Annotated in this window: 12 protein-coding genes and 1 pseudogene; 4 read left to right on the top strand and 9 right to left on the bottom strand. The window is 61.7% G+C overall.

Annotated elements, in window-relative coordinates; genetic code table 11:
- Both C476_RS13755 and tnpA read right to left on the bottom strand, forming a co-directional pair.
- Window positions 1-199, bottom strand: a pseudogene (locus tag C476_RS13755) (RNA-guided endonuclease TnpB family protein); the annotation flags it as partial.
- A gap of 1 nt (window position 200) precedes the next feature.
- Window positions 201-593 (bottom strand): IS200/IS605 family transposase, encoded by a 393-nt coding sequence (tnpA, locus tag C476_RS13750; RefSeq protein ID WP_008013987.1) that lies wholly within the window; start codon window positions 591-593, stop codon window positions 201-203.
- Between the two features lie 244 nt (window positions 594-837).
- Between tnpA and C476_RS13745 the strand changes: the two genes are divergently transcribed.
- A complete protein-coding gene (locus C476_RS13745; protein WP_008013986.1) occupies window positions 838-1,746 on the top strand; it encodes an AEC family transporter in 909 nt (302 codons plus the stop codon).
- 42 nt (window positions 1,747-1,788) lie between these two features.
- Here C476_RS13745 and C476_RS13740 read toward each other — a convergent pair whose 3' ends face one another.
- From C476_RS13740 to C476_RS13730, 3 genes are all read right to left on the bottom strand, one after another.
- Entirely contained in the window at window positions 1,789-2,538 is a 750-nt protein-coding gene (locus tag C476_RS13740) for a hypothetical protein (protein WP_008013985.1), read from the bottom strand.
- 83 nt (window positions 2,539-2,621) lie between these two features.
- On the bottom strand, window positions 2,622-3,404 hold the full coding sequence (locus tag C476_RS13735; RefSeq protein WP_008013984.1) for a YihY/virulence factor BrkB family protein: 783 nt from the start codon (window positions 3,402-3,404) through the stop codon (window positions 2,622-2,624).
- A 260-nt stretch (window positions 3,405-3,664) separates the two neighbouring features.
- Complete coding sequence (locus C476_RS13730; protein ID WP_008013983.1) at window positions 3,665-4,408, bottom strand: CAP domain-containing protein; 744 nt, start codon at window positions 4,406-4,408, stop codon at window positions 3,665-3,667.
- Between the two features lie 161 nt (window positions 4,409-4,569).
- On the opposite strand from C476_RS13730, the gene C476_RS13725 reads away from it, so the two are divergent.
- Window positions 4,570-5,289, top strand: a complete 720-nt coding sequence (locus C476_RS13725) for an SCO family protein (protein ID WP_008013981.1) — start codon at window positions 4,570-4,572, stop codon at window positions 5,287-5,289.
- A 123-nt stretch (window positions 5,290-5,412) separates the two neighbouring features.
- On the opposite strand, the gene C476_RS13720 is transcribed toward C476_RS13725, so the two are convergent.
- A complete protein-coding gene (locus tag C476_RS13720) occupies window positions 5,413-5,733 on the bottom strand; it encodes a lycopene cyclase domain-containing protein (RefSeq protein ID WP_008013979.1) in 321 nt (106 codons plus the stop codon).
- Between the two features lie 104 nt (window positions 5,734-5,837).
- Between C476_RS13720 and C476_RS13715 the strand changes: the two genes are divergently transcribed.
- Window positions 5,838-6,995, top strand: coding sequence for a CBS domain-containing protein (locus C476_RS13715; RefSeq protein ID WP_008013977.1), 1,158 nt, complete (start codon window positions 5,838-5,840; stop codon window positions 6,993-6,995).
- A 193-nt stretch (window positions 6,996-7,188) separates the two neighbouring features.
- Here the strand turns inward: C476_RS13715 and radB are convergent, their stop codons facing one another.
- A complete protein-coding gene (radB, locus tag C476_RS13710) occupies window positions 7,189-7,920 on the bottom strand; it encodes a DNA repair and recombination protein RadB (protein WP_008013975.1) in 732 nt (243 codons plus the stop codon).
- A 183-nt stretch (window positions 7,921-8,103) separates the two neighbouring features.
- The gene (locus C476_RS13705) at window positions 8,104-9,240 is read right to left on the bottom strand and encodes a CAP domain-containing protein (protein ID WP_008013974.1); all 1,137 of its coding nucleotides are present in this window, start codon (window positions 9,238-9,240) and stop codon (window positions 8,104-8,106) included.
- Window positions 9,241-9,533: 293 nt separating this feature from the next.
- Here C476_RS13705 and C476_RS13700 point away from each other — a divergent pair, with 293 nt between their 5' ends.
- Window positions 9,534-10,301, top strand: a complete 768-nt coding sequence (locus tag C476_RS13700) for a hypothetical protein (RefSeq protein WP_008013972.1) — start codon at window positions 9,534-9,536, stop codon at window positions 10,299-10,301.
- Between the two features lie 196 nt (window positions 10,302-10,497).
- On the opposite strand, the gene C476_RS13695 is transcribed toward C476_RS13700, so the two are convergent.
- On the bottom strand, window positions 10,498-12,345 hold the full coding sequence (locus tag C476_RS13695) for a PGF-CTERM sorting domain-containing protein (protein WP_008013970.1): 1,848 nt from the start codon (window positions 12,343-12,345) through the stop codon (window positions 10,498-10,500).
- Between the last annotated feature and the right edge of the window lie 359 nt (window positions 12,346-12,704).

The raw sequence follows: 12,704 nt of genomic DNA, 5'->3' as shown, positions 1-12,704 counted from the left end.
ACAGCGCTGCTTTCGCCTGATACGGCAGGTCGTAGGGCGTCACCACGTCGCTGGTTGCACTCATCGTGTCACACCCGGCGTCGAACGCCTCGCGTAGCCCCTCACGGTAGGTGTCGAGGAGGTCACACAGTTTCCGCTCTTTGTGTGCTGTCGGTGGGGCAAGTGTCGCTTCCAGCGTTTTCGTGGTTGTTGCAGTCATGCTACTGGTTGTCCACATAGTCCATTAGCACGTCGATGCTCACTTGGCCGGTCGTGGCGAGGAAGTACCCGGGTTGCCAGAACGCATCTTCGAGCGTCTGTGTCACTTCGGGAAACTCCGACCGAATCCGGCGGGACGTGACACCTTTGAGCGAGTTGATGAACTTCGTGAGGTCTGTGGTTGGTTTGGTCCGAAACAGGATGTGAACGTGGTCGGTTCCGCCGTCCACGTTCTTGATGTCAGCCTCGAAGTCATCTGCAATATCGTGGGCGATTTCAGCGACACGCTCAAGCCGCTCATCCGTGAGAATATCGGCACGGTACTTCGTGACGGTCACGAAGTGATACTGGAGCGCGTATACTGTGTGCGACCCGGTTTGCAGATGATCCTCCATTTTGCCTCCCCAGATACGAGACACCCAAGACGGATAATTCTTGTGACGTGGGGTATTCAGAAGGGAGAAACCGAGTGGGCTGTTGCCCAGAGCTTACGCGATTCACTCCCGCCCTGTTCGCTCCTCGGTTCCGACAGTACGTCGGAACACTCGTCACTCTCCGGAAGGGCGGGATTCTCTCGCTGTATTAAGATAGCCGTGGACGACCGAACGGTACAAACCCCCGAATCAACTGGGCCTTGACATGGAAGTCGTCGGTCGGCTGCTGGCGCTGCTCGCAGTGTTGCTGGTCGGTGCCGGATTGCGGACGACCGGCATCCTCGATCGCCGTCGGACCGAACTGCTGAACGCCTTCGCGTACTACGTCGCGCTGCCGGCGCTGATCTTCGTCTCTACCTACGACAGAGCCATCGGTGAGTTGCTCTCGCCGGCACTGGTCGGTGGCCTCCTTTTCGTGCTGTTTACGACCGTGGGGCTCGCCGCGCTCGTCCACCGGAATCGTGACTCGAGCGCGCGTCGCAGCGTCGCCATCGTCCAGTCGTATCACTCGAATCTGGGCTATCTCGGCTTGCCGCTGGTCGCAGCGACGTTCGATGCGTCGGTGACAGCGATCGCAAGCGTCGTGTTGGGCGTTGTGACACTGACGCAGATGCCGCTGACGATTCTCGTCTTGTCGACGCTGAACGGAGCCGACGTGTCGCTCGCGAAGGAACTCCGCGGACTCGCGACCAATCCGGTCCTTGCAACGCTGGTCGGCGGACTCGCCGTCGGCTCGCTCGGACTGTCGGTTCCGTCGGCTGCCGCAACCGGGCTCGACGCCGTCGGCTCGCTGGCGTTGCCGATCGCGTTGCTCTGTGTGGGCGCATCGCTGCAGGTCGATCCCGCCGACATCGATCTCGAGGCGACTGCTACCGTCGTCGCGCTCAAAATCGGGCTGATGCCAGTGCTCGCGTGGGCCGTCTTCTCGACGCTCGCCGTCGATTCGGCGACGTTCACCGCTAGCGTGGTGATGTTCGGAACGCCGACGGCCGTCTCGACGTTCGTCTTCGCGAACGAACTCGGCGGCGACCGGGAGTTCGCATCGCTGAACGTCTTCGTCACGACGTTGCTCTCGATCGCGACGCTGTTCGTGCTCATCACGCTCGTCGGCTGAGCACGACGCCAATGCTCGGCGGGGGCTCGAAACGAAGGCGTGCTACAGTGAGAAGCGGTTTTTGAGGCGACCGAGCAGTCCCGGACTGTCGTCGCTGTCGTCGCCATCGTCGCCATCGTCGTTCGCGTTGGGTTGTGGGTCGCGGTCGACCGAGCCGGCCAGTGGGCCAGCATCGTCGGGTACATCGGGATCGCTTCCCGTGTCACCGACGCCGGACGTCTCGAGATCGTCAAGCGAGAGCTCGACCTCGTCGATCTCGGGGGTCGACTCGCGGCCGTCGCCGGCCTCGGCCGCTCGAACGTCCGCGCCCGTGACGGTCCCGTCCTCGACGCGGGCGGCCAGTTCCTCGAGCGAGGCGTCGTCGGGCAGGCTCGAGGCGGCGGCATCGACCGTCGTCGCGTCGTCCGCGGTTGCGCCCGTCTCAGACGGAGCGGCGGTGTCGGCAGTGTCGTCGGCTGTGTCCGCGCCCGACTCGCTGTCAGCAACTGTGTGGTCGGCCGTCGCAGTCTCGGTGGCCGACCCTGTGTCTGGCTGACTCGCGTCGTCGGTCGTCTCGTCGGCTGCCGGAACGTCGTCCTCGTCGAACGTGGTCGTCACGGCATCAGGCTCATCTGCCGTGGCGGTCGTGTCGCTCGAGTCCACTGACTCGGATTTCGTCTCATCGAGCGACGCGAGAATGTCGTCGACGCTCTCCTCAGAGACAACACGCTGTGGGCCACCACCTGGCTCGAGGCTGTCGCCCGACTCGGCATTGTCGGCACCGTCCGAATCGGCTGCACGCTCGTCGCTCATGATGGCAGTCTGGCGCTGCCGAAGACATAACTGTTCCCCTGTTCCGACAGTCCGGAATTCGAGACGATCGTGACTCGATCGAGTTACTCCGCGAGCGGGGGGTGTGCCCGGACGACGTTGAGGACGGCACCGACGAGGATGATGATGCCGGCGAAGTAGAGCCAGGTGACAAACAGGAGGACCACGCCGACGGCACCATAGGCCTCGTACTGGGCGGCGTTTGCCGCATAAATCTGGAAGCCGAACTGCAGGATCGTCCACCCGACGGCGGCGAAGACCGCGCCGGGGAGCACCTCGCGCAGGTCGACCGGAATCGGCGGCAGGACGTAGTAGATCGGCAGGAAGACGAAGATGAGCCCGATCAGCAACGAGAGCCAGCCAAGGGCACCGACGAACGGGATGGTATCGGCAACGATCGCAAGCAGTGCCCCGATCCCGATCATCAACACGAGCGCGCCTGCGCCGGCGACGATGACGGTGAGTCCGTCCCTGATCTGGTCGACCATCGAATCCTCGGCCACCTCGTCGTAGACCTTGTCGAACGCCAGGCTCAGTCCCCGGAAGACTTTGAGCGCACCCCATGCGGCGACGACGAGCGCGACGATGGTCGCCTCAGCGCGCCCGGATTCGGTCGTCAGGGCATCAGTAACGAGTTCTTCGCCTGCCGCCGGGAGGAAGTCGCCAGCAGCGGTGATCAACTGCTCGGCTGTCTGCTCGCCACCGAGTATCGAGCCGGCGACAAGCGCGAGCAAGACCAGCGGGATGAGCGACACGAACGCGTAATACGCGAACCCGGCCGCGAGAAAGGTTAGATCGCGGTCGCTCGCCGTTCGATAGATCGCAGTGAGCGTCTCGGGAACCTCCATAGGGACTGTACAGTAGTGCAGACCATGAACCTGTAAGTCGTTCGCACTCTCTGTGTCTCGGTCAGTGTCGGTTTTTTTTCGCCGCGGCTGTCAGCAATCGTGAGTCACATACTGTCGGACAGCAGTCAATACGAAGTCGGTCTCGAATTCGCGGCCGTCTTCACCGGTGACGGCCGCAGCAGCGCGACCGATCGTCACGTCGTTCTGACCGGCAGTATCAGTCCTGAGTCCCACTCGAGACAAGAACATCCACCGAGCGATCACCACTCCTGACAGAAGTTCTGCCCCGCGTAGACCGCCCCGTCATCGGTGATGTAGACGCCGACGCCGGCGCGATCCCAGCCGGGCGTGCGACCCTCCTCGAGGATGGCCTGCCGGTGGGACGTGGAGTTCATCCACTGGTTGACTAGCCCGGTCGCGAGCCCCTCGGCAGTTTGGTGGCGAACGATGCCGTCACCGCTGGCGCTGCTGACGCGGCGGTCGAGCCACGTTTGGGCGATGTTTTCGCCGTATCCGCGGCAGTAGTCGCCGACGTCCTGAAACCGGTCGGCGGGCGCTTCCCCGTCCGGATTCCGGTGGGCAAAGTAGTCACGTCGGGCCATATCGGTGCTGTGTGCGCGTGCGACGGACGCGACTGTCCCATCCCACTCGAGCGGCGGGAGGTCGTGGGCAGCTCGTCGGTCGTTAATTTTGGCGTGGACGAAGTCCTCGACGGTCGCAGAGCGAACCACCTCGACGTCGGTCTCGTAACTCGAGGCCCCCGGATCACCGGGGTCGGCCACTGAAGGGTTTCGCTCGCCGGCTGGTGGCGGCTCGGGACTGGGAGAGGGTTGCTCGCCGATGTCGAGACCGTCGATGAGCTGCGGTGCAAAGAGGGCGGTTCCGAGCGCGAGCGAACAGACGAGGAGGATGGCGACGAGGAGATTCACCAGTCCCCGCACGAGTGCACGGTCGGTGCTCCCGTCGGCGTTCGTGTCTCCCGTCGCGGGCCGCCGCCGATCCATCGCGTCGACAGTTGGCCCGTGGCTACAAGAGAACCGCGACCGCTCACAGCGGCTGAGACATCTGAAACGTTTGATACAACGGTCGTCCGCTCACTCGAGTGCGCGGTTTCGATGTCTATACCAGATGAAGCTTTAGGTTGAGGCTGCAACCGTCGATATCGATGCGCAAACGGACACTGCTTGCGTCGGTTGGCTCCGGTGTTGCACTGAGCCTGAGCGGCTGTATGGGCATGTTAGGCAGCGGTAGCGACGGCGGGTCGAATACGTATCTCGACGCGAAAGAGTGGGAGGGAGTCGATGATCCGTCCAATCTCCCGTTCCCGACGCATGGCCAAGCGCTCCCGTCGGCGACCCTGCCGGCACCGTTGCGGGACGGCACCGAGGTCTCGATCCCCGACGACTTCGAGACAGATCTGCTGGTGACGTTCATCTATACGACATGCATGACGATGTGTCCCCGTCTGACCGCTCTCATGGCGCAGACACAGGACTACGCACGCGAGGAAGGATATAGTGATCAGGTGTCGTTCGTCGAGACGACGTTCGACCCCGCCAGAGACGATGCCGACGCCTTCCGGGAGTGGGCCGACGACCACCGGGTCGAGATGGATGATGGGAACTGGTACTTCCTGCGGCCCGAGAACAAGGACCGTGCGAAGGAAGTCGTTCAGGAGAACTACGGCGTGTATTTCATCAAAACAGAGCCGGAGGACATGGACGCCTACATGTTCGATCACACGGGTGTGATCCTCCTTGCGAATCAAGACGGATACGTCGAACGGGCCTACAAGCTCCAGGCCCAACGGAACCCAGAGTCGCCGCGGGTATCCAGACAACAAATCACCGACGATCTGGCGACGCTGCGCGAACGGGAAGGCTGATCGGATCATCCGACAGCCTACGCCCGCATCGTCGACGAGCGACACACGCTTAGCGGTGGCGTTGAGGGTGCCAAGCCCCCGCCCTCAAGGAGCCGCCGAAGGCGGCGAGTAGGGCGGGGTAGTTCACGTGGAGCTGCCGGGCTCTGCCCCGTCGCCAAAGATCGTCTCGTGAATCCCGACGACGAGTCCGGGGACGACCGCCATGAACAGGTGTTCCTCGAGCGGAATGCCGGCGACATCGATGCCGGTCCGAAGGTTGATGTCGAAGACGCCGACGGCGAGGGTGTACCGGTCCCAGACGTAGGCGATCGGATACAGTGCGAGGATCGTTACCGCAGCCTTTCGGAGCGCGTTCGCGCGACGTAACAGGAGAGCGGCGACGGTTCCCCACACGATCTCGGTGACGAGGTAGGTGTAGCGGCCGAAGACGCTGATGTCGAGCATCGGCTGCAATTCAACGGCAGGTATAAAAACCCCTGGGCTGGATCCACCCGGCCAAAACGGGCAGTATCTTAAATACGTGGGGGCCAGTACATCAGGATAGAAGGATGAATATCGCTGATATCGCCACCACGGAGTTTATCGAAGTCGACGCTGGCACGCGCATGGGGAAGGTCCGTTCGCAGTTCGAGAACGGCAACCCCAAGGGAATTATCGTGACGAACGACGGGGACTACGAGGGTGTCATCAGCGAGCGGGAAGTCCTCCAGTCTCACGTCGAGGACGACGCGAAGGTATCCGCACTTACCAAACCCAGCCGGAGCACGCCATCGCCTAAGGTCGACCGTCAGGAGGACGTCCGCGAGACCGCACGCGTCCTCGTCGAGAGCAACGCGAAGGTCGCGCCGGTTTTTGAACACGGCGACCTCTGGGGCGTCATCAGCAACGACGACATCCTCGAGGCGGTTCTGGACAACCTCGATGCCCTCACTGTCGAGGACATCTACACCGACGATCCGGTCACGCTCCGTGAGGACGACGGGATCGGCAAGGCGATCAACCTGCTCCGCGAGCACGGCATCTCCCGGCTGCCGATTCTCAACGAGAACGGCTACCTCTCCGGCGTCGTGACGACGCACGACATCGCCGACTTCGTCATCCGAGAGGACGACACGACGACGACCGGCGACCGGGTCGGCGACAGCCAGCGGATGCTCGACGTCCCCGTCTACGACATCATGAACAGCCCCGTCCAGACGACGACGCTCGAGGCGACCGCCAAGGAGGCCGCCGAGGCGATGCTCGAGGACGACTACGCGGGCCTGATGGTCACGCCGGCGGACGACGACCGCGTCGTCATCGGCGTCATCACCAAGACGGACATCCTGCGTGCGCTGACGTTTACCGAGGAAGAGCACATGGACGTGCAGATCACCAATATCTCGATGCTCGACACCATCACCCGGGAGTCGATCGTTCAGAGCATCGAGGATGTCTCGGACAAGTACGCCGACATGCAGGTGATGCACGCCCACGTCCGCTTCCACGAACACAACGAGAAACTCCGTGGAACCCCGCTCGTGCAGGCGCAGATCCGTCTGCGCACCAACAAAGGGCAAGTCGCCGGCACCGGCGAAGGCTACGGCGCCGAGAACGCCTTCCGGGTCGCACTGGACAAACTCGAGCGCAACGTCTTAGAACTCAAAGGCGTCACCAGCGACGAGGAGTACCGCGGCCAGCTCCTGCGAAAGCTCAACGAGATCTAGACTGGGCGCGCTCGGACGAAACTGATCAAAGTTTTTATATTTGGTGGCGGAACGAGAGTGGATTCAACGAGTTCACGAGACTGCCGTTACGGTCTGCTGTCCCGATGTCCCGGTGGGCCCGCAGTGCGGGTCGCGGCCGGCCGGCACTGACTGACAGTCGTCCGTAGTGAGCAAGCGATTCCGAGTCCGGCTCTCAGGGGCGGCCCAGCTCGTCGGCTCCCTCGAGCCCGGTTGCCGTAATCCGGAACTGAACCGATTCCCCGGCGGGTTTCGAGCGGTGTTTCTCGAGCGTTGCGCGCCGATTGCCGCCACGGAAGCGCTCGAGGCGGACGACAGCCCCGGTCCAGTGTTCCAAGGTATTGCCGCCCAGTCCCCGTGTGCGATCCGAGTCCGGATCGGAAAAGACCTGATTCGTCAGGACGACTGCGAGATCGTGTTTTCGCGCCAGCGAGAGCAGGTGGGTCACCTGCCGGGTGACGTTTCGCAGTGCCTCGCCGTCGTCGCCGTCGCCGGTTCGCTCGAGCCGGTAGAAGCCAGTCGCGCTGTCTACCACGATCAGGTCGGCGCGCTCAGCGAACTCCTCGGCATCGCGGACGGCTTCAGCTTGCTCCTCGAAGTCCAGTACGTCCTCGATGACGATCCGTGAGGCGACCGCTTCGAGAGCGTCGTCAGCGCCGTTTCGAGCCGGGCCGTCATCGACGGTGGCCTCGAGCAACTGCTGGAAGCGGTCGACGGAGATGCCTTCGGTGTCGATGTAGACGACGGTGCCACCGTCGACGGCCGTTTCGACAGCCGCCGACAGCGCGAGATTCGTCTTCCCGGCGGCCGGTGGCCCGTACAACTGCGTGACAGTCCCGCGTTCGAACCCCCCACCGAGCAACTCGTCGACCGGGTCACAGCCGGTCGAAATCGCCTCGTCGGTCACGGTTCGAGTTGGCCGGCTGTGAGGAAAAAGGCCCCGAAACGGGCCAGCGATCGGCGTCGGCTGTTGTGTGTGATCGCCATTCGGGAGACTGCGACCGCACTCGAGTATCGGCCTGCGAACCGATCGCAGGCTGGTCGCAACGACGAGATATGCGTCAAAAATGCTGCGACGTGTGTACGGCAGTTAGCAGAAGTTCTGCGTCGCGTACACTTTGCCGTCGTCGGTCATGTAGATGCCGATGCCTTCGTTCTCCCACTGCGATGCGAGAATGTTCTCTCTGTGGCCCGACGAGTTCATCCACTGGGTGACAATCGCGTTCGCGAGTTCGGTTTCGGTGGTGTACGTGTCGGTACCGCCATCGGTCCGAACGGCCGTGTCGTACCACGTCTGTGCGATGTTCTCGCCACCGGTGTAGTACGTGTTGTCGCTGCCATCGACACGACACGTGTATCCCGCGTCGGCGTAGCGGTCGGCGAAGGTATCTCCTTCAGGGCTCGTGTGAGAGAAGTAGTCCCGCTCAGCCATGTCCCGGCTGTGCTCTCGTGCGATGTCACGGAGTTCCGTATCGAACGCCAGTTCGTTCAGGCCACGCGCGGTTCGTTCGTCGTTGACGGCCTCGTGGATCCCACGCTCGACGGCGGCGCGATCGAAGCCGTCAGTCTCCTCGTCAGCCGAGAAGTCGGTCTGGTCGCCGTCTTGGCTATCCGTCGTGGTGTCAGTGTCAGTTTCTTCGTCAGTCGAAGAGTCAGTCTGGTCGCCGTCTTGGCCGTCCGTTGTGGTGTCAGTGTCAGTTTCTTCGTCAGTCGAGGAGTCAGTCGTGTCGTCGGTCGACTCTTCGTCCGTCTCGTCAGCATCGGAGTTGGAGTCAGTGTCTGCCGAGTCGTCGGTTTCGTCGGTCTCGGTCTCGTCACTGTCGGACGAATCGTCGGTCGTGTCACTCGGCTCCTCGGTCTCGTCGGTTTCGTCGGTGTCGCTCTCGTCTGCGGTCTCGTCAGTGTCGTCGTCCGAGTCGGGAGTATCCGGTCCCGTTTCCGACGGCTCATCGCTATCGACAGCACTCGAGTCGTGATCAATACAGTCGGCGAGGCTGTCTGGTACTGTGTATCCGTACGTGCTGAAAATACTGGCTAAGCGTGTCTCAAGCGGGGAACAGGAGTCAGCCTGTTCCTGCTGGAATTGCGAAGTTACTGTCTCGCTGTTCGTTGTCGTGGCATGGTTCGTGTTCGTAACGACGTTGTCAGTCGTGGCAGTCGCCGTGGCCGATGGCGCAGCCGCTGCAACGCCAGGCCCGACCATACTCACCATGAGAACCGCAACCATCACGAGGGATATCCCCCGTCTCAATATTCGACTCATCAACACGTATCTACAGACAATCATCGATGATGAACTGTCACCTGCATCCGTTCAGTCTTTATCTGTGACACAGAGTTCGGTATACAACGACCGCTGCTGTGGTTTCTTCCGGTTTCGAACTTCGATAGTCAACGAATGGAGTAGTGCTCCGTGACATCCTCGAGGCCGGTGATTTCGTAGTGAGATTCCGTTGACGCTGTGGTCAGGACGCGTCATCTGTGTGTACGTTTATTCATAGTGAGACCGAACGCTACAGTGTGATCGTCGTCGCCACGTCAGATTTCGAAGTGTACCACGGCGTCGTCACCGAGCTCCGCGAGCGCGGGACGACGTTCACGACCGTCGAGCCCGACGAGGAACTCCCAGAGCACACCGATGTCGTCGTCACCGGACCCGATCATGCCGACGCCTTCGGTGCTATCCCGACGGTCGTCGCCGATCCGGACGCGCCTCGGCGTGCGGTCGATCAGGCGCTGGCCACAGTTCGTGGCGACGGCGGCCGGACGATCATTGGCGTCGATCCAGGACGTAACCCTGGTATCGCCGTTCTCACCGGCGAAACGGTCGTTGCGGCGTTTCAGGTTCCGCTCGGCGACGCCGTTGACCTGATTCGCCGCGAGGCCGACGAAGCACCATCTCCGATCGTCCGCATCGGTAACGGCTCCCGTCTCGAGAGCGCGAAACTGGTCAACGAACTCGACACCGTTCGAGTCGAACTCGTCGACGAGACGGGGACGACGCCCTATCTGGGAACGGGCGCGCGAGGCATGGGTGACGTCCTCGCGGCCGTCAATATCGCACGCCGCGAGGGCGAGGTCATCGACGCGCGCGATATCGAGCCGACGGACGGCGAGTTACAGATGATAAAAGACCGCTCGCGCGAGCAAAGCGAGGAAAACCGGGCGATCGACGAACTGCTGGCCCGGCGGGTTGCCGCCGGCGAATTGACGATCAACGAAGCGCTCGCCGAGCACCGCGACGAGTCGGATCGTAAGTCGTCGGACACCAATGACCTAAAAGAGTGAGCGACGAGCGTTCGAGCGCTCGACTCATCCGGGCTGCTGTCCCGCTGTCCCGGTTGGCCCGCAGTGCGGGTCGCGGGTGCACCGGCACTGACTGACAGGAGTCCGTATCAGTGGGTAACCGACTGGAAGCGAACGTCCAAGTAGGCGAAAACCGGACGGCCAGTTCGGGTTGGAACCGCTCCGTCAGTGATGATGGTTAGTTTTCTTTGCGTGTCGCGAACAAGCCAGCAGCGAGCAACGCGACGAGGGCGACGGCGACGCCGAACCCAGGGATCGAATCACCCCTCTCATCGGACGGAGCGGCGCGTGGCTCATCCGAAGACACGTCGTCGGCCGTCTCGTCACCAGCGTCAGTGTCGGGCAACGTTGTCTCGTCGTCAGTCACGTTGTCGTTCGTCTCATCATCAGTCGGATCGGATTTCTTGGCTGCTTTCTTCTTGGTTGGCCCGGTGGCGGGATCGCTTCCGGACCCGTTTTCGACCGTTTCACTGCCGGTTCCGTCGCCGCTCTCCGTAGTGTCGCCGCTCGTATCGACGGTCGCCTCACCGTCGGCGAAGCGTACGTTTCTGTTCCGCTGAATCGTTATCTGCGACGCGTTCGCACTCGCGTTGCGTTCGGCGACGGCGATCGCGGCCTGTTGCCGGTTCCTGTTTTCTTGGGTGACGAACTGGATCTGTTCGAAGTGGGCACTCGAGGACTGTTCGTCGGTGGTCCGCTGGTCGTTCTCGCCGTTCTCGCCGTCGTGCCCGATCGTGATCGGTGCCGTTCCGCGAATGGCGTCCCCGCCGATCGTTAGCGTCGTTTCGTTGCTAATCACGGTTCCGGCGTTGGCGGTGACGTTTTCGTAGATGGAGGCTGCCGTCGCCACACCGATCTGCTCGTTGTAATTACGCTGTTCGGCCAGCTGGATCGCGGTCGCGTTGCTTCCGTCGAGTGCGACCGCGACTGCTGCACTCTGTAAGTTAATGTTTACCTGTTCTGTGTGTTGGTATTGGGTCATACTGACGTCGGCTGTCTCGTCACCGTTGGTCCCCTCGCCACCCGTCGTCAGCACGCTACTGTTGGCTTCGTCCGCCGTGGCGACGTTCATCCCTGCCATCGACTCGAGGTGGGAGAGCGTTTCGACGGACGCGTACTGTTCGTTGAGATTCGTTTGATCGGTGAGCTGGACGGCCGTCGCAACGGAGTTGCTGCCGACCGCAATCGCGACTGCCATCCCCTGTTGGTTCTGGTTGCTCTGTGAGAGGGTCTGTGACTGATCGATGCTTGCCTGTGCAGACTGATCGGCAGCGCCAGCAGTAGTGCCAGTCTCGCGGAGGGTCGTCGATCCTTGCTGTCGATTCTTGTTGGTCTGTGTAGAGCGTTGATACGCCAGTGCGGTGCTCTCGTTCTCAGCGAGCGCGATGGCAGTACTCTGGTCGTTGAAATTGACCTGGCTGACGTTTTGCTGTTGGGTGGTCGACGTCTCAGTCGCCAGTCCGCTGTCCCGACCACTGCCGTCGGTCTCGTCACGAACGCTCCATCCGTTGAACCCCCGGTCGTCACTGTTACCGAAGACGATGTGTACGTCGCCGACGTTCTCGAAGCTGAGGTCCTGGGACGGTGCCACGGTGCTCTCAGCGGTCGCTTCACCGACCTGACTGTTCGTGTTCTGCTGTGTCTCCTCCTGAATGGCGGTCGCCTCCCCGCCGCCGATCGCAATGGAGACTGCCCCGCCTTGCTGATTGAAATTCACCTTCTCGACGTCTTGGTACTGCACAACATCGGCGATTTCCTCCCGGTTGGCATCGACGCTCGGGTCGGCCGGGGTCGCCAGCTGGGACTCGAGGAACTCATCAAGCGACTGATTCCCCAGGTCTGCACCGAAGACGAAGTAGAGTTCGTCGTCGTCCTCGAGTGTCGTTACGGCCTCGGCCGTCGAACTCGGTTCGGCTGATGTCTCGGTTGTCTCTGCGGCAACAGCGGCCCCGGATCCAGGTCCGGCCATCGAGAGGACGACCAGCGCAGCGACCAACAGTGCTGTTAGACTCGAGAGTCTCGTCATAAGCTGTTGTTGTCCGGTCCAGACACCTGTGCTGAGAGTCCGTTCGTATTGACTGTCATCGGTATAAACTGCTAACAGCCGGACACAGTCTTTGTTATCTAGCAGTTATAAGAACGCAGCAGCCGACTACCAGCGGGACAAGAGTTTCACTGAGTAAAAATCACAACGTCATCAAACGGCGTTCGGAGAAATGGCTGACTAGATCCCAGAAACCACAAAACACGGGTAGGACAGAACAAGTGTACGCGGGTGCCGATCGGCCCACTGTATACATCAATAACAGATCATATTGTACACATTCATTATACAGATGTGGCTCGAAAATAACGGATTGATTTGATCGTGAAAGTGGACTATCT

The organism is Natrinema limicola JCM 13563 (assembly GCF_000337475.1).
In the GTDB taxonomy this organism is placed as follows: domain Archaea; phylum Halobacteriota; class Halobacteria; order Halobacteriales; family Natrialbaceae; genus Natrinema; species Natrinema limicola.
This window is presented reverse-complemented; position numbering and strand designations above follow the sequence as displayed.